Source organism: Primorskyibacter sedentarius, from assembly GCF_004342065.1.
Classification (GTDB): domain Bacteria; phylum Pseudomonadota; class Alphaproteobacteria; order Rhodobacterales; family Rhodobacteraceae; genus Primorskyibacter; species Primorskyibacter sedentarius.
Genome location: NZ_SLZU01000001.1, coordinates 19,782 through 37,065 on the forward strand (window position 1 = coordinate 19,782; position 17,284 = coordinate 37,065).

The window sequence follows — 17,284 nt, forward strand, 5'->3', positions numbered from 1 at the left end:
CATGGCGCGCGGATTTCTCTTCCTCCCCCTGGTAGTTCTGGGCCTGTCCTTTGCGGGGCAGGTCCGGGCTGCTGACCCCTGCGCGGATTATGTCCCTCAACCCAAGCCGCAGAATGTCGGACATGATGTCGTGGGCAAAGAGCTGGACGAGATCCAGCAGCAGGGCCACATGCTCTTTGCCGTCTACGAGGACTACCCGCCCTATAGCTGGGAGGAGGGCAGCACGCCGCGCGGCGTGGACGTCGATATCGCGCGCCTGATTGCCGAGGATCTGGGCGTCGAGGCGCGGTTCAACTTTGTCGCGGCGGGCGAAAACCTCGAAGCGGATCTGCGCAACAATATCTGGAAAGGCGCGCTCATAGGTGGCCGTGTGGCCAATGTGATGATGCGCATCCCCTATGACAGCAGCTTCAAATGCCGCGTTGAACAGGTGGTGTTCACCGGGCAATACAGCACCGAAAGCATCGCCATCGCCTATGACAAGGCAAGCTATCCGGAAGAAAAGCCCCTGCCCGCCTATTTCCGGTTTGATACGGTCGGCGTCGAAAACGACTCCATTTCGGATTTCTACTTGTCCGGTCTTGCGGGGGGGCAATTGCACGGCAATATCCGGCGCTATCCTGACATGGTCCTTGCGATGCAGGCGCTCAACGCGGGCGAAGTGATGGCCGTCACCGGGCCGCTGGGTCAGCTGGAATACGGGCTGTCAGACAGCTCTGACGTGCATCAGCCGCCGCTTGCAGGATTTGCCATCAGCAAGTGGACGGTCGGCGTTGCGGTCAATTTCCGCTACCGCCCGCTGTCATATGCGGTGGATGACGCGATCAACTATGCGCTGCAGGACGGGCGGATCGCCCAGATTTTCGAGGCCTACGGGCTGACCCACCAGATGCCGGAGCGCTGAAGCCAAAGCCCCAGTCAGAGGCTGATCAGATCACCGGCCTTGTCCACCAGCATGATCCTGCGAACCCCTGCGGCCCAGCGCAGCTGATGCACCTGTTCGAGCGGCGCCAAAACCATCGCAGTTGACAGCGCATCCGCCAATGTTGCCGTTTCCGCCTCTACCAGAACCGTGGACCATCGCGGTGCGGCGCGGGAATGCAGGATATGCCCCCCGGCCCCAAGCGGTGTTGCGGCCGGGCTGGAGCTGGCGACGGCCCCATCGCTGAGGGTAAGCGCCGCAAGCCGGCCGAATTGCGGGTCTTCCACCCCAAGGTGCCAGCCCTCCCCCGATCCGCGATACTCGCCGATATTGACGAGGGTCCGTTCGGCCCCGTGGGCCTTTAACGCCTGCGCCACCAGATCCGTGGCGAAGCCCTGCGCGATGCCATTGAAGGTCAGCGCCTGTCCCGGTGCGAGCGTGACGCGATTGGCATCAAAACGGACGCGATCCCAACCGATCAGAGCCTTCGCGCGCTCAACATCCCCGCCCTCGCTGAGCGCGCGCCACAGGGGCTGTACGCTTGGATCGAAAAGGCCTCCAGTCAGGCGATGCGCCGCGTCTGCCGACCGCATCAACGCAAGGAATCGCTTCTCCGGCGCGATCCATCCGGCACGGTTGAGCCGAACCAGATCGGATGTCGGCGCGTAAAGGCTGAACAGGCTCTCCACCTCGGAAATCAGCCGCTGCGCGTGCTGCAGCGCGGGCCGCGTCATTTCCTTGCGGCCGTGCAGCGTGATGCTGACATGCGCCCCGAACGCGCGGCCTTGCCAGCTATGGCTGAGGGCCGCGGCAGGGCTGGCTGCGAACCCCGCGACGATGGTCAGAAAACGGCGGCGGCTGAGTGTCATTCTGCGGCAACCCCCAGCTTGCGGCCCTTTGCGGCAAGGATCAACGGGACGCATTGTGCCCCATCCTCATGGATGGTCACGCAGTCGAGGCATTGGAAACACTCCGAAAAGTTGATCTCGCCCGTCTTGCGGATGGCGCCATAGCTGCATTTCACGCGGCACAGCTGGCATGGCGACCCACATTCGGCGCGCCTTGCAATCCAGTCCCGGCCCCGCAGCAACCCGCCAATCGCCATCACGGCCCCCAGCGGGCACAGGTAGCGACAAAAGCCCTTGAACATCACCATTGAGAACAGCAGCAACCCTGCCGCATAGGCGACATAATACCATTCGCGGATGAAAAACGTGGTGATCGCCGTCTTGAAAGGCTCCACTTCGATCGCCTTGTCAAGCATGCCGGGCGCCGCGAAGAGCAGTGCAACAAGGCTGGCCAGTACGACATATTTGAGCGCCTTCAACCGCGTATCCCAGCGCGGTGTCGGTTCGATCTGCGGCAGGCGGAGGATGCGGCCAAGGTGGTGGGCAAATTCCTGCAACGCACCAAACGGACAAAGCCAGCCGCAAAAAAGCCCCCGCCCCCAAAGGACGAAGCCCAGAATCGCCGCGCCCCAGACCATCAGCGAGAACGGATCGTAGAGAAGAAAGGCGAAGCTGCCACCATCCAGCGCCGTACGCGCAACGGCCAGCGGCGTGGCGACGGACAACTGCCCCTGCCCCCACCACCCGATGAAAACGGTCACAAATGCCAGAACACCCAGCCGGATCGGCGTGAAGTAGGGATGCGCTGCCAGACGGTTCATCCCCCGCCCGAGCGCCAACAGAAGCCCCGCAAGAAAGACACCCAGCACGATCAGGTCCCCCTGCCGGTTCCACAGGGCGTCGACCCAGGGCGCACGGGGTGTCACGGTTTCGGGCCGAAGGAAGAACCGCTCTGGTGTTTGATGGGCGACCTTTAGCGTCACGCTGCCCAGCTCCGGCTGAAAGGACCCGTGCGAGCGCAGCGCCTTGATCTGGACGGTCCATTCCGCAGTGGGGTCAAACCCCAGCCTGCGATCGGTGCGCAGGATCAGCGCCGCGCCGTCCTGCAACGCCTCTGGCAGGTCGTCGTTCAATTCGATGTAGATATCCGCATCGCGAAACGCGATCGGAAAACCACCCTGTTCGGCGCTGATCAGGTCCGGCGCGGTGTTGCGCACGAATTCATCGGTGATCAGCCCATGGCGCCCCGTATCGATCAGAAGGACCGGCTCATCCGTGGTGGAAATCGCCATCAGGTCCTGCAATTCGTCGTAACTGCCCTCGCTCAGAACCGCGCTGGCAATGGAGGGTGGGCCAAGGTCCACGACCCACAGGTCAAGATAGGGCGCATCGGGGGTCGCGCTGGCCTCTGGGTCGTCATCCTCCCACAAGGTGCCGGCAAAGGCGGCATCGAGCTCGCTGTTGAGGATGGTTTTGCGGGTGACGATGCTCTGGGCCACCAGATCGTCCCAGCTCAGATCTTCTGTATAGGCGGGATCCGGATGGGCGGGCGGGCCGGTGGAAATACCGCTCATTTTCTCGCGTGCGACCTGAAGCGCTGCGGCCAGAATGCTTTCATGCGCGATCCGGACAGAGGCCGTACCCTTTGTCACACCGTCAAGATAAACCAGCGCCGACCCTTCCCCTCCGGCCCCGTAGGGAGAGCCCACAACCAGTGTGTCCGAAATCGAATGACCGCGATACTGTTTGAAAAAGTCGTAGAACAGCTTTTCAGGCAGCCCGGACACGAAGATCGGCTCGTTATGGGACAAAAGCTGCACGTCGAGGAACCGACCGTCGAGGTCGAGCACGACCAGCATGTTGATCGCCGCACCGGAAAAACCCGGCAGCGGGGCCATGGGCTCTGTCTCGAAAACATAACCGGCCTCTGCCCCGCCGGAATTGAGCAACTGCCACACGCCCTTGTCGTTCAGCTTTTCGCCAAGGCTCATCGGGGGAACGATATAGGGCTCCAGAACCTCGCGTCCCAGTGGCTGGGCGGCACCGCTCAGGGCCATCGCGCACCAAAGCGTGACAGCCAGAACCAACGCCGCGCAGGATCTGCATCTTAACATGTCCGACAAACTAGGACCGTCCCGGGCTTCGCCCTATTGGACCAAGGTATGAGCCGCAAAGCGCCCCGTCGCGCGTGTTATTCCTGGCTGGTCGCATTCAAGATTGTCTGTGTCGCAAAATTCGCTCTGCTCATCCGCACCGTGTGCAAAGGTCGATCACAAGAGAGCGAGTCAGGCCCGCCTGCTTGCTGGTCTGTGTCAACTTTACCGCAACGAATTGATCCCGCGCGCCCGGGCAAAAACAACCCAAGGAAGTGCCCATGCTCTTAGAATCCGATGTCGTCACAACGCTGATGCGCCGCAAGCCCGATCATTCGCTTGCGCAGTCCCTCTACTGTGATCCGGGCGTGTTTCAGGTCGATCTGGACAGGATCTGGTATCGCGAATGGCTCTTCGCGATTGCCGCCTGCGAAATTCCCAAGACCGGCAATTATGTTGTCCACGATGTCGGCACCTATTCGGTGATCATCGTGCGGGGCAGTGACGGTGAAATCCGCGCCTTCCACAACTCCTGCCGTCATCGGGGGTCAATCCTGTGCAAAGCCAAGAAGGGCACCGGGCCAAGGCTCGTCTGCCCCTATCACCAATGGACCTACGAGCTTGACGGCCGACTTCTCTGGGCGCGCGACATGGGGCCGGATTTCGACGCCTCACAGCACGGGCTGAAGCAGGTGCATTGCCACAATGTCAGCGGGATGGTCTATATCTGCCTTGCCGACACTGCGCCGCCGATTGATGAATTCGCCTCAGAGGTCACCCGATACCTCGCGCCGCATGATCTTGAGAATTCCAAGCTCGCCTATGAAAGCACGATCATCGAAAAGGGCAACTGGAAGCTGGTCTGGGAAAACAACCGCGAATGCTATCACTGCGCGGGCAATCATCCCTCGCTTTGCCGCACCTTTCCCGAAGACCCCCGTCTGATCAGCAGTGATCAGAGCGGCGAACTGGACAGCCTTCAAAAGGAGCACCGGCAACGCTGCGACGCCGCAGGCGCGCCCTTTGCACACAAGATTTCGGCGCTTGGGGATTGGCGTTTCGTGCGCACACCGCTGCTTGATAAGGCGGAAAGCTATACCATGGATGGCAAGGTGGCGGTAACAAAGCCAAACTCCACCCTGCCCTTCCGCGATGCCGGCGCCTTGTTGAAATTCAAATATCCCGGCAGCTGGAACCACTTCCTGTCCGACCATTCGATCCTCTTCCGCGTGACGCCGATTGGCCCGATGGAAACCGAAGTCTGCACCAAATGGCTGGTCCACAAGGATGCTGTCGAGGGACAGGATTACGACCTCAAACGCCTGACAGAGGTTTGGATCGCGACCAATGACGAAGACCGCGAGGTGGTCGAGAATAACCAGCGCGGCATCCTGTCCCCCGCTTATCAGCCGGGCCCCTATTCACCGACGCATGAAGGCGGCAACATCCAGTTCGTGGATTGGTACGCCTCCACCCTGATCCGCGCCATCACCGGCCGGGCCGAAGCCATGGCGGCGGAGTAAGGGGATGAGGATGCAGACCGATCTGACCGTTTCAGACGATGCCGGGATCTGGACCGATGCCGAACCGCTGGAATGCTGCGCCGTCGTGCCGGAGGCCCCCAACACGGCAACGTTCAGCTTCGTGTCGCCCAGCGGCGCGCAATTTCGCTACGAGCCCGGCCAGTTCCTGACGCTGGAGCTGCCATTGCCCGGCGGAACCGTCTGGAAAACCTACACGATCTCGTCGTCGCCATCGCGGCCCCTGACGATCTCGGTGACTGTCAAGGCGCAGCCGGGCAGTATAGGAACACGCTGGATGCTGGACCATCTGCGCCCCGGCGCACGGATCAAGGCGACGGGTCCGGCGGGCATTTTCACCCTGCCGCGGAAGGCGCGCAACAAATACCTGTTCCTGTCGGCCGGTTCGGGGATCACGCCTTCGCTGGCGATGACCACCTATCTTTACGACCGTGGCACGGATGTCGACGTGGTGTTCGTGAATTGCGCCCAACGCCCCCAGGACATCATCGCGCGTCAGCGGCTGGAGCAAATGGCCTCTCGCGTGCCGTCGATCAAGCTGTTCTTCATCGTCGAGGAAGACGACCCCTATCAGGTCTGGACCGGGTTGCGCGGGCGGCTCAACCAGTTGGTGATCGGCCTCATCGCCGGCGACTATCTGGAGCGGGAGATCTACTGCTGCGGGCCGGAACCGTTCATGGATGCCGTTCGCGAAATGCTGATTGCGCTTGGTTACGACATGGACCGCTATCATCAGGAAAGCTTTGGCGCACCGGTCAAGACCGAAGCGCAGATCCCCGAACATGACGACGTTGTGCCTGACAATGACGCCACAGCAACCGTGTCCTTTGCCCGCTCGGACGTATCAGCAGACTGCCACGAGACCGATACGGTGCTGGCCGTCGCCAGAGCGGCCGGGATCGTCATCCCCTCGGGGTGCACTTTCGGCGTCTGCGGCACGTGCAAGATCCGGAAAACGTCCGGTGAGGTTCATATGGTGCATAACGGAGGGATTTCAGAGGACGACATCGAGGCAGGGTTCATCCTCGCCTGCTGTTCCAAGCCGATCGGCACCGTCGAGGTGGATGTCTGACCCAACCCCCGACGCATCACGCGTCCGGATGCCCGCTTTCTTGCGGGCAGACGCCACGCCTCCGCCGGATTCAGGCGCGTGATCACCGTTACTGCCAGTCCGCCTCGCGGTGAAAAACGGCGTCCACGGCGCCACCGCCTGTCCGTCAGGCGTCTGGCTGTCGACGCGGGCGCTTTGCCAGCACCTGCAATTTGACCACCGTCCGTATTGTGGCGGCGATGACAAGCGCGCAAAGACCCAGTTTCGTAACCGTCTCGATCGTGCCTTCGATCTGCACCGCGTGAACGACCGTCCCCATGACGATCACCACTGCCAGCGCGGTGTGAAAACGCCGCCAAACGCGTGGCGGCACGCGCATCCTGCGCCGAAGCGCCGCGAACACGCCCGAGGCGATCACCGCCCACATCGCGATAACACCCCAGGCAGAAAAGGGCGTCGGTGACACGAAGAGCAGCGCATCGACGACATCCGGAGGGCTTGTCACCCACAGCCCAGCAACATGGAAGATCACCGCGACCAGCAACAACCCTCCGACAATGCGGTGAACCCGCCGCCCGCGCATTCCCGACAGGCCCGGCAGGTCGCCACCGGCAAGCAAGGGCTGAAGCAGCATCAGGCTCAGGCCAAGGATGCCTGCAAACCCGGCCGCGATATAGATCGGGTCGCGCCAGGCCAGAAGCGGGCTGTTCGCGGCTGCAATCACAGGCGCAATCATCGCGGCGGTCACCAATACCCAGACGAGGGCTTTCACGACTGGCCCGGCCCCGATGCCACGCATTGCCGTCAAGCCGGGCGCAGGACGAAATCCGCAGACAGGCTGGTATCGCTGGAACGGCGCATCACCGGGCGAAGAAAGACGCTCTCGAACTCCTCGCTGTCATAGGCGAGATGCCCGTGCGCCTGTCCGAATGCCGGAACGATTTGCGGCATTTCCAGCCGGAACTCTCCGTTTTCGTCCGTCAGGGTTGCGCCATGGCTGCGCGCGTCACGCTCGTGCCCTTCGGTCGTATGCGCCCAGATCTGAATGCGTTGACCCGGCAGCGGCACACCATCCCCGGCGCGCCGAACTGTTCCCGTCATCCAAAAGCCGCCCCCGCCGATACGTTTCACGATGGGCGCGCCGGGACGATAGTTGTTGGCCCCACCCCGCATGGAGGGCGTCGGCGCCACGCCTTGCGCACGCGCGGGCTCAGTAAGGCCGCCCAGCCCCACGGCCATGAGGGCACCAGTCGAGGTCAGAAATCTACGACGGGTGGTGACAAGATCAGCCATCTGAGTTCCTCTTTGCGAGCGCGCCCGTCGCTTGGCTTGCGTGGGCAGCACACAGAATATAGCGCGTTTTTCGGCCATTTCCGAGCCTTCGTCGCGGGCGCACAGATAAATACTTCTCACGCCCGCGCGAGCATCGTAGTGCTCACGCCCGCCCGCAGCGACGCAAAACAGCGCATTCATTCAGGCAGCCAACAAACTTGCCCAAAGGCTGTGCGAACGCCACAAATCTCAACCCGGCCGCCATTCTTGCCCGAAAATTTGAAACCGCGACTCGCATCAACTTCAGATTTTGCCTTGGGCAAATGCTATTCGACACATCGGAATCCGCCCGCAATACCTGCCAAATTGAGACATACCGCGCGGCCGCCGGGTCAGACCTTGGCCAAGAGCCGCCCCGCCAGATGCTGCACATCGGCGCGCAGATCGGACCCGATCGGGCCATCGCGCGGGGCGTCACGCAGCGTCGTGAACCAATGCTCTGGCGGATTTCGCCCCGCCCCGCGCGACCATGTCAGCCCGTGCAGCAGCGCCTCGGCCTCCGCTGGCAACCGGTCGGGAATTTCATGGCCGTTCAGCACCCCCCAAACCCCGGTCCACAAGCGCCCGACCGACCATGGATTGTAGCCGCCACCGCCAAGTACCAGCAGACGCGGCGCAAGATCCCGCAACCTCTGGACCGTTTGCCAATGGGCGTTGTTGGACAGCGCCAGCCGTGACAACGGATCTTCGGTGACTGCGTCAGCCCCGCATTGCAACACGATGGCGCCGGGGCGAAAGGCAGCGACGGCGGGCAGGATCACCTTGTCCAGCACGAGCGCAAATTCGCTGTCATTGAAGCCGCGCGGCACCGGTAGGTTCAGTGCCGCCCCTCCACCGTCATCCTCCAGCCCGCCGGTAAAGGGCCAGCGCGCGCCTTCATGGACAGAGATCATGCGGACATCTTCGGCCCCTTCAAAGGCGCTCGCCACCCCGTCGCAGTGATGGGCATCAATATCGACATAGGCGACCGGGCCACAGCCAAGCGCCAGAAGCCGCTGGATCGCAAGAACCGGATCGTTGAGATAGCAGAACCCGGCCGCACGATCGGCCATCCCGTGATGGGTGCCGCCGCCGGGGTTATAGACCACCCCACCTGAAACCAGCAGCTCAGCCGCCAGAAGAGAGCCGCCCGCCGCCGTGGCCGGTCTGCGGAACATCTCTGCAAAGACCGGGTTGGACAAGGTGCCCAGCCCGTGGCGCTCTCGGGTTGCCTCGTCGACCGACTGGTCCGCCTCTGCCGCCATCAGGGCTGCGACATAGGCGGGGGTGTGAAACCCGGTGAGCCCGGCTGCCTTCGCGCGCGGAGAGGTGCGGTACTGCGCCTGCGGCAGCCAGCCGAGCGCGCGCGACAGGTCAATCACCGTCGGCACACGCGGGATGGAGAGCGGATGCATCCGGCCGTAGCTGGACCCGCGATAGATATTCGATCCGATGAACAAGGGCGCCTGCATGGCCTGCCAGAGTAGCGCCCCATACCCCCTTGCCAAGCCCGGAGCGGGAAATGCGACGATTGCATGCCCACTGACCCTACGGTAAGCGGCTTGCATGACCACTGATCGGGCCGAGGCATGACCCCGCGATTTCTTCTTCTCACCGCGACGATGCTTCTGGCCGGGACGATCGGCGGATGCCTTGCCGCCGCGCTGCATCTGCCCATGCCATGGATGCTGGGCAGCCTTGCCGCAATTGCGGCACTGGTCGGCACGGCGCCGGACAGGGTGCTTTCGGGCTATGTCTTTCCGCCGCGCATGCGCGAAACCTTTGTCGGGGTGATCGGCGTCATGATCGGGACGCAGGTCTCTCCCGCGATGATCTCGCAATTGGGGATGCTCCCGCTCAGCCTGATCGCGCTGACCCTTTTCGTGCTGATCGCACATGCGGGGAACTTCCTGATTTTCCGGCGCCTTGCCGGCATGGACCGCCCCACTGCCTTTTTCAGCGGCTCACCCGGCGGGCTGATGGAAAGCATCACCATGGGAGAGGCTTCGGGCGCAGATATCCGGGTGCTGACGATCCAGCAATTCCTGCGGATCATCCTTGTGGTGACGCTGCTGCCGCTGGGATTCTCGATCTGGAATGGCGCCCCCGTGGGCAGCGCGGCGGGGGTGTCCCCGGTCGGCTCCATTCCGGGCGAGCTGCCGCTCTGGGGGGCGTTGCTGGCGCTTGCAGCACTTGTTGTCCTTGGTCAGGCCATCGGGCGGCGCATCCGCCTGCCTGCCGGACAGCTGACCGGACCTCTTGTGCTGACGGGGCTAGCCACGCTGACCGGGCTGCTGCCGCTGCACCTTCCCGGCTGGGTCATCGCCGTTGCACAAGTGGTCGTCGGCGTGGGGCTTGGCATGCGTTTCGTCGGCGTGACGGGGCGGATGCTCCGCCGGTCAATCGGGCTCAGCCTGCTTTCGGTGACATGGATGCTGGCTGTCGGCGCATCCTTCGCCTTTGCGCTCCACATCGCAACCGGCATCCCGTTCGAACATATGCTGATCAGCTTTGCACCCGGCGGGGTGACAGAGATGTCGCTGGTTGCGCTCAGCCTTTCGGCGAACCCGGCACTTGTCAGCATTCACCACTTGATCCGCATCCTGCTGACGGTGGTGGAGCTGACATTCCTGTCTGGCCGGCTTGACCTTGGCACAAGGCCCGGACGTTAAGGCACAACTTAAGAACTGTCGCACAATTATTTGATATCAGGCGAAAATCACCCTTCGGACCGCTCCGCCAGATCGAGCCATTCTTCTTCGGCCGCTGCCAGAGACTGCTGACGTTCCACCAGAGCCTCGGTCGCTTTCTTGAACTTCAACGGCTCTTTGGTGAACAGGTCAGGTGCCGCCAGAAATTCTTCCAGCTTCGCGATCTCTGCTTCCAGACGCTCCAGCACCTTGGGCAGCGCCTCCAGCCGATGCTTTTCGGTAAAGCTCAGCCCCGTCGGTGCCCCCTTCGCAGGCGATGATACGGATTTCGCAGGCTTCGCCTTCGGCTTTTCAGCGGCAGGGTCCGACATCCCCTCTGCCCGTTGCGCCTGATAATCGCTCCACCCGCCGGCATAGATGGTGGCACGCCCGTCGCCTTCCATCGCCACGGTCGTCGTGGCGACCCGGTCAATGAAATCGCGGTCGTGGCTGACCAGCAGAACCGTGCCGGGATACTCGCCCAGAAGGTCCTGCAACAGGTCCAGCGTTTCGACATCCAGATCATTGGTCGGTTCGTCCAGCACCAAAAGGTTCGATTCCCGCGCCATGATCTTGGCCAGCAGCAGGCGTGCTTTCTCACCGCCCGACAGCGAACGCACGGGCGCGCGCGCCTGCGCATCGTCGAACAGGAATTCCTTGAGGTAGCCCACGACATGTTTGGGCTGGCCGCGCACCATGATCTGGTCCGCCTTGCCGCTGACCCGCATGTCCGGATCGCCGGTCAGGCTGTCCCACAGGCTCATGTTCGGATCCAACTGCGCGCGGGTCTGGTCAAACACCGCCATCGCAAGGTTGGTGCCAAGGCTCACCTTGCCCTGATCCGGCGCAATCTCTCCGGTGAGCATGCGGATCAGCGTGGTCTTGCCCACGCCGTTCGGCCCGACAAAGGCGACACGGTCGCCGCGCTGCACCTTCAGATCAAAGGCGCGCAGGATCGGCTTGTCGCCAAAGGATTTGGTGATGCCCTCTGCCTCGATCACCTTCTTGCCCGATTGCGGACCTGCCGCCAGTTCCATGGCCGCGGTGCCCTGCCGCCGGATCATGCCCGCGCGTTCCGCCCGCAAGTCCTGCAACGCCCGGACGCGGCCCTGATTGCGCTTGCGCCGGGCGCTGATGCCCTCGACCGCCCAACGCGCTTCGGCCTTGATCTTGCGGTTCAGTTTGTGGCGGCTCTGGTCTTCTTCTTCCCAGGTCTTGTCGCGCCATGCCTCGAACCCGGCAAAGCCTGTTTCTTGCCGCCGCACCTTGCCGCGATCAATCCACAGCGTGGCGCGGGTCAGTTCTGTCAGGAACCGACGGTCATGCGAGATCAGGACAAAGGCGGCGCGGGTGGATTTCAGCTCCGCCTCCAGCCAGCCGATGGCCTCGATATCAAGGTGGTTGGTGGGCTCGTCCAGCAGCATCAGCTCTGGCGTGTCTGCCATCAGCCGCGCCAGCGCAGCGCGCCGCCGCTCGCCACCCGAGGCAGAGCTTACCGGGCGATCCGGGTCGAATTTCAGGCCCTCGCCTGCGCGCTCAACCATGTACATCTGTCCCGGCTCCAGCCCGTGGGCCGCGTAATCCCCCAAGGTGGCAAAGCCGGAAAGGTCCGGGTCCTGTTCCATGTAGCCGACGCTGACGCCGGGACGGACCACACACGCCCCGACATCTGGTTCGACGAGCCCTGCCATGACTTTCATCAAGGTCGATTTGCCGGAACCGTTTCGTCCCACCAGCGCCACGCGGTCGCCGGGCTGAACAACAAGGGACAGATCGTCGAATACCGGATCGCCGCCGAAGGTCAGCGAGATATCGGAGAGTTGTAAAAGAGGAGCTTGTGCCATCCCGCCCCGCTAGGCCCGAAGCGGCGAAAGGTCAAGACCGCCCGCGCCGGATGCGGCCATCAACGCCCAGGCAGCGGGGACCTTCAGGGCATGACGGCAGTTTGTTGCTTCGAACGCCTCCCAGCGCACGGGCCAGAGAGATGCCCGTTGCCTGCGGGCGGCAGCACCGTCTGTCCCGCCCACGCAGGACGTTCTGCGATGGCTTAGTCCACAAGCGCCCGCAACAACCGCTTGCGCGCGGGGGGAATCAGCGCGGGCTCTACCCCGATAAAGACGTGAAGCGTGTCGATGTCGCGGTCGATCACCGCGTGATCGCTGACCCGGCCACCCAGTTGCAGATAGGACCGTAAGAGGCCTGGCATCTTCTGCATCGCCGATCTTTCGTCGGTCGGGCGCGTATCATCGCGGGGCAGCGGCACCACGTCCGCCGCCCTCTCACCCGGTCGCCAGCTGTCTGGCGCAACGTGGCGCGCGCCCAACAGCGCAAGGCTCTCCTCATGCGGCGCAGGATTCGCGCCGGGAAAGGACGCGCAGCCAAAGAGCAAGACCGCGCCCCTCGCATCCACGAATCGTGTCATCGCCGCCCAGGCCAGCCGCAGCACATCCGGGTCGCGCAGGCCGGGGCGGCTGCAAAAGCGGCCAAGCTCGACCTTGGGTCCGGGCAGGCGCGCAAGGGCAGACAGATCATAAAAGCGCGCGGCATAGCTGCGTTCCGTCTTACTCTCGTCGTCCAGCAGCAGAAAACGGTAGCAGCAAACAAGCTCGTCCGTGGCCCGGTCTTCGACAAGCATATGTGCGAAATCAAGGTCGTGACAGTCGGCGTCTTCCATCCGGTCGCCCAGCCCACCCCGAAAGGCGATCTGACGCAGATGCAGCGCCGCGCGAAGATCATCCGCCGTTTCGGCAAGCCGCGCCTGATATCGCCCTCGGCGGATGGGTTTCATGGCGCGGCCCTGCGCGCCAAGCCAGTTCCGACCCTGCGACAGCACGCCGACCGGACCATCGCCTTCGCCTAGCCGTCGCCCAGCAAATCCGCGGCCGAAAGCCGACCGATATTGCCAAAGAGCTTGCGGATGAAGCTCAGGTCACCGTCATTGGTGCGGGTGATACGCCGGGCCAATGGCACAACCTGGCCATCCTCGAGCCCGTAGCGTTCGATATTCGTGACAACGCCCGCCTCGTCAAAGCTGATGGCAAGCACGGAACGGTCGACCACCTCTGGCGCCTTGTACGCGAAATGCCGGATCTCGCTTTCGACGTAGTAGAACCCGCTTTCATTCTGCACGCCTGCGGTCGACGGCACGCCAACGACGTCCTCGACCGTGCCGCGCGTGTCGACGCCGACGACGATCTCCGACAGAATATCCTCCGTCGGCACATAGCCATGACTGCGATACTGGGCGACACAGGCGCCGAGAAACAGAAGTGCTGTGCCGCATAGTGCCGCTTTCAGCCCGATTATCCTGCCTTGCATTCTGTCCTCTTGCCTTGGCCCGTTTGCCCTTCTATCTCGATTACATAAGGAATGCACCCCGTTCAAGAAAGGAAGCACACGCTTTCATGGCAGATCATCCGGAAGACGCAGGGATATTTCGCACCGCGGCCCTCTCGACCAAGCACCCGACGTCGTTTTCGCTCAGCCCCGATGGGGATGCGCGCGCCCGTCTGGCAAGGGAACTCGGCATCGAGGGCATCCGCAAGCTGAGCTTTGCGGGCACCCTTGTTCCCGTCGGGCGCAGGGGGTGGCGGCTGGAGGCAAAGCTGGGCGCGACTGTCGTGCAGTCCTGCGTCGTGACCCTCGCGCCGGTGACCACGCGGATCGACGAATCTATCGACCGGCGATTCGAACCGATATCGGAAAAAGACGCGCCCGAAGCCGGGTCTGAAACCGAAATGCCCGAGGACGACACGATCGAGCCCCTGGGAGAGACGATCAACGCATCCGCCGTGATGGCCGAAGCACTGGCGCTGGCCCTGCCCGCCTATCCGCGCGTCCCCGACGCCGAACTGGAGCGCGCGGCCTTTGCAGAACCGGGGGTCGCACCCATGTCGGATGAGGATGTCAAACCTTTCGCCGGGCTTGCAGGGCTGCGCGACAAGCTCAAGGGCGAGGAATAATCGCCGCGGCGGAACTTATCTCTTGCACAGGGCAGGTTTCGCTGTATTTTCGCGCCTTCACCCGAATTGAGGGCTTGTGCCAGATACCGCTTCCGCACTATGAGGCGCGGCACAGTTGAATGACACCGGGCATGACCGCCATGCCCCCGAAAGCTAACCGAGGTTGAGACATGGCCGTCCAACAGAACAAAGTATCCAAATCGCGCCGCAACAACCGTCGCGCGCATGACTCGCTGGTTGCAGCCAACCCGAACGAGTGCGACAACTGCGGCGAACTCAAGCGTCCGCACCACGTCTGCCCTGCTTGTGGCCACTACGCGGAACGCGAAGTGATTGCTCAGGCCGACGAGATCGACCTGGAAGACGACGCAGCTTAACTTCAGGAACCGCGGCCCTTCATGACCGGTTTGCAAGACAAGACCGGAGATATGTCCGGGCCAACGGTTCTTTCGGTCGACGCCATGGGCGGCGACCTGGGCCCTGCGGTTGTTGTCGCCGGGCTTGACCGAGCCGCGACCAAGAGTCCTGATCTCCGGTTTATCCTGCACGGCTCTGCGGCCGAGCTGGAAAAACTTGTTGCGCGCCACAAGCAGCTAAAACAGCGTTGCGAGATTCGCGACGCTGCAGGTGTTGTCCGGATGGAGGACAAGCCTTCTCAGGTGATGCGCAACGGCAAGAACACGTCCATGTGGTCGGCGCTGGAATCAGTGCGCAACGGCGAAGCGACAGTCTGCGTCAGTTGCGGCAATACCGGTGCGCTCATGGCGCTGTCGATGGTGCGCCTGCGCAAGCTGCCGGGCGTGAACCGCCCTGCCATCGCCATACTCTGGCCTTCCCGCAGCCCGTCTGGCTTCAACGTGATGCTGGATGTTGGCGCCGATATCCGCGCCGACGCGCATGACCTGCTGCAATACGCTCTGATGGGGACGTCCTATGCCCGCAACGGGATGGGAATCGATCACCCCCGCGTTGGCCTGCTGAATGTCGGAACCGAGGAACACAAGGGCCGGGCCGAGCTCAAGGAAGCGCATGACCTGATCGGCGCCCGTGCAGCAGAGGCGCGTTTCGAATTCGTGGGTTTCGTCGAGGGCAGCGACCTTCCCGGCGACGTGGCCGATGTGATCGTCACAGACGGGTTCACCGGCAATGTGGCGCTGAAGACCGGCGAAGGCACCGCCAGCCTGATCCGCCAGCATCTGAAGGACGCTTTCAACTATTCCTTCCTGTCGCGTCTGGCGTCCCTGCTCGCTGTCAGCTCTCTCAAGCGGCTGAGCAAGCGGATTGATCCGCGCCGCGTGAACGGGGGCGTTTTCCTGGGCCTGAATGGCACGGTCGTGAAGTCTCATGGCTCTGCCGACGCGACCGGAGTCGCCGCAGCGCTGAAGCTTGCCGAGCAGCTTGCCCAGACTGGGTTTACCGGCAAACTGGCCGCACGGGTTGCATCTACGGCCCTACAGCCGCAGGATGCGACACCAGTCGACGAAGAAACGGACACATAACATGACTAAGCGCGCCGTAGTGGCCGGAATCGGCCACTACCTGCCGGACCGGGTCGTACCTAACTCGGAATTCGAAAAATCGCTCGACACCTCAGATGACTGGATAAGGTCACGCTCAGGGATCGAGCGTCGGCATTTCGCCGCCGAGGGGCAGACGACATCCGACCTGGCCACGCGCGCAGCCAAGGCCGCGCTGGAGGATGCCGGGCTGGAGGCTTCGGATCTCGACGCGCTGATCGTTGCCACCTCCACCGCCGATCTGACATTTCCATCCGCCGCGACAATGGTACAGGCGCAGTTGGGCATGACCGGGGGCTTTGCCTTCGACGTGCAGGCCGTCTGCGCGGGGTTCGTCTTTGCGCTTGCCAATGCCAATGCCCTGATCCTTTCAGGCCAGGTCAATCGTGTCATGGTGATCGGCGCAGAGACGTTCAGCCGGATCATGGACTGGAATGACCGTTCAACCTGCGTTCTCTTCGGGGATGGCGCGGGCGCGCTGATCCTCGAGGCGCAAGAAGGCAAGAACGACAACTCCGATCGCGGCATCCTGTCGGTCGATCTGCATTCGGACGGCCAGTTCCGCGATATTCTCTACGTCGATGGTGGCGTTTCAACGCAGACGACCGGCTATCTGCGGATGGAAGGCAAGGAAGTCTTCCGCCATGCTGTCGAAAAACTCGCCGCGACCGCCACGACCGCGCTGGACAAGATCGGCATGGACAGCAGCGAGGTTGACTGGATCGTCCCGCATCAGGCCAATATCCGCATCATCCAGGGCACGGCGCGCAAAATGGGCCTGTCGATGGATAATGTCGTGGTCACCGTGCAGGATCATGGCAACACCTCGGCCGCGTCGATTCCGCTGGCACTGTCGGTGGGAAAGGCGCGCGGCCAGATCAAGCAAGGCGATCTTCTGGTCACCGAAGCGATCGGTGGTGGCCTGGCCTGGGGCGCGGTTGTCCTGCGCTGGTAGACGCTTAAACGCCCTTCCCCAACCCATTGATATTGACTCGTAAATTGCGGTGCCGCATTCTCTGATGAAACCGGAGGGATGGCATGAGTGAAAAAACGTTAACGAGGATGGACCTGAGCGAAGCGGTTTTCCGCGAAGTGGGCCTGTCACGCAATGAATCCGCCGAACTTGTCGAAAGTGTTCTGGGTCATATCTCGGATGCGCTGGTCGAGGGAGAGCAGGTGAAAATTTCCTCTTTCGGGACGTTCAGCGTGCGCGGCAAGGCCGCCCGCATTGGCCGCAACCCGAAAACCGGCGAAGAGGTTCCGATTCAGCCGCGGCGCGTGCTGACTTTCAGACCGTCGCATCTGATGAAAGATCGCGTCGCCGCAGGCAACAAGAGCTGAGGCGTTTG

General features: G+C 62.7%; 17 protein-coding genes. 9 read left to right on the forward strand and 8 right to left on the reverse strand.

All coding sequences use genetic code 11. The features are described from left to right. The first annotated feature begins 1 nt into the window (after position 1). Positions 2-904 carry a substrate-binding periplasmic protein gene (locus tag EDD52_RS00100; RefSeq protein WP_132241000.1) on the forward strand — a complete coding sequence of 301 codons (903 nt, stop codon included), beginning with the start codon at positions 2-4 and terminating at the stop codon, positions 902-904. A 14-nt stretch (positions 905-918) separates the two neighbouring features. Here the strand turns inward: EDD52_RS00100 and EDD52_RS00105 are convergent, their stop codons facing one another. After that, positions 919-1,791: an FAD:protein FMN transferase gene (locus EDD52_RS00105; RefSeq protein ID WP_132241001.1), complete on the reverse strand. Its 873-nt coding sequence runs from the start codon at positions 1,789-1,791 to the stop codon at positions 919-921. Beyond that, positions 1,788-3,884: a 4Fe-4S binding protein gene (locus EDD52_RS00110; RefSeq protein WP_132241953.1), complete on the reverse strand. Its 2,097-nt coding sequence runs from the start codon at positions 3,882-3,884 to the stop codon at positions 1,788-1,790. Before EDD52_RS00110 ends, EDD52_RS00105 begins: the two co-directional genes overlap by 4 nt. 260 nt (positions 3,885-4,144) lie before the next feature. Between EDD52_RS00110 and EDD52_RS00115 the strand changes: the two genes are divergently transcribed. Both EDD52_RS00115 and EDD52_RS00120 read left to right on the forward strand, forming a co-directional pair. Continuing rightward, positions 4,145-5,386 carry an aromatic ring-hydroxylating oxygenase subunit alpha gene (locus tag EDD52_RS00115; protein ID WP_132241002.1) on the forward strand — a complete coding sequence of 414 codons (1,242 nt, stop codon included), beginning with the start codon at positions 4,145-4,147 and terminating at the stop codon, positions 5,384-5,386. A gap of 4 nt (positions 5,387-5,390) precedes the next feature. Continuing rightward, complete coding sequence (locus EDD52_RS00120) at positions 5,391-6,476, forward strand: FAD-binding oxidoreductase (RefSeq protein ID WP_132241003.1); 1,086 nt, start codon at positions 5,391-5,393, stop codon at positions 6,474-6,476. A 145-nt stretch (positions 6,477-6,621) separates the two neighbouring features. Here the strand turns inward: EDD52_RS00120 and EDD52_RS00125 are convergent, their stop codons facing one another. From EDD52_RS00125 to EDD52_RS00135, 3 genes are all read right to left on the reverse strand, one after another. Beyond that, the gene (locus EDD52_RS00125) at positions 6,622-7,254 is read right to left on the reverse strand and encodes a ferric reductase-like transmembrane domain-containing protein (protein WP_132241004.1); all 633 of its coding nucleotides are present in this window, start codon (positions 7,252-7,254) and stop codon (positions 6,622-6,624) included. 5 nt (positions 7,255-7,259) lie between these two features. Next, complete coding sequence (locus EDD52_RS00130) at positions 7,260-7,748, reverse strand: peptidase associated/transthyretin-like domain-containing protein (RefSeq protein WP_132241005.1); 489 nt, start codon at positions 7,746-7,748, stop codon at positions 7,260-7,262. 371 nt (positions 7,749-8,119) lie between these two features. Then, complete coding sequence (locus EDD52_RS00135) at positions 8,120-9,238, reverse strand: acetoin utilization protein AcuC (protein WP_132241006.1); 1,119 nt, start codon at positions 9,236-9,238, stop codon at positions 8,120-8,122. Between the two features lie 117 nt (positions 9,239-9,355). On the opposite strand from EDD52_RS00135, the gene EDD52_RS00140 reads away from it, so the two are divergent. Then, entirely contained in the window at positions 9,356-10,438 is a 1,083-nt protein-coding gene (locus tag EDD52_RS00140) for an AbrB family transcriptional regulator (RefSeq protein WP_132241007.1), read from the forward strand. 47 nt (positions 10,439-10,485) lie between these two features. Here the strand turns inward: EDD52_RS00140 and EDD52_RS00145 are convergent, their stop codons facing one another. From EDD52_RS00145 to EDD52_RS00155, 3 genes are all read right to left on the reverse strand, one after another. Beyond that, on the reverse strand, positions 10,486-12,300 hold the full coding sequence (locus EDD52_RS00145; RefSeq protein ID WP_132241008.1) for an ABC-F family ATP-binding cassette domain-containing protein: 1,815 nt from the start codon (positions 12,298-12,300) through the stop codon (positions 10,486-10,488). A 203-nt stretch (positions 12,301-12,503) separates the two neighbouring features. Next, the gene (locus EDD52_RS00150) at positions 12,504-13,244 is read right to left on the reverse strand and encodes a GNAT family N-acetyltransferase (protein ID WP_132241009.1); all 741 of its coding nucleotides are present in this window, start codon (positions 13,242-13,244) and stop codon (positions 12,504-12,506) included. 68 nt (positions 13,245-13,312) lie between these two features. Further along, entirely contained in the window at positions 13,313-13,774 is a 462-nt protein-coding gene (locus EDD52_RS00155; protein ID WP_132241010.1) for an outer membrane protein assembly factor BamE, read from the reverse strand. Between the two features lie 86 nt (positions 13,775-13,860). On the opposite strand from EDD52_RS00155, the gene EDD52_RS00160 reads away from it, so the two are divergent. From EDD52_RS00160 to ihfA, 5 genes are all read left to right on the forward strand, one after another. Continuing rightward, complete coding sequence (locus EDD52_RS00160) at positions 13,861-14,418, forward strand: YceD family protein (protein WP_132241011.1); 558 nt, start codon at positions 13,861-13,863, stop codon at positions 14,416-14,418. Positions 14,419-14,588: 170 nt separating this feature from the next. Continuing rightward, complete coding sequence (gene rpmF / locus EDD52_RS00165; protein ID WP_084349852.1) at positions 14,589-14,795, forward strand: 50S ribosomal protein L32; 207 nt, start codon at positions 14,589-14,591, stop codon at positions 14,793-14,795. A gap of 21 nt (positions 14,796-14,816) precedes the next feature. After that, positions 14,817-15,917, forward strand: coding sequence for a phosphate acyltransferase PlsX (gene plsX / locus EDD52_RS00170; protein WP_132241012.1), 1,101 nt, complete (start codon positions 14,817-14,819; stop codon positions 15,915-15,917). A gap of 1 nt (position 15,918) precedes the next feature. Further along, positions 15,919-16,890, forward strand: coding sequence for a beta-ketoacyl-ACP synthase III (locus EDD52_RS00175; RefSeq protein WP_132241013.1), 972 nt, complete (start codon positions 15,919-15,921; stop codon positions 16,888-16,890). Between the two features lie 83 nt (positions 16,891-16,973). Then, entirely contained in the window at positions 16,974-17,276 is a 303-nt protein-coding gene (gene ihfA / locus EDD52_RS00180) for an integration host factor subunit alpha (protein WP_132241014.1), read from the forward strand. The last annotated feature ends 8 nt before the right edge of the window (positions 17,277-17,284 follow it).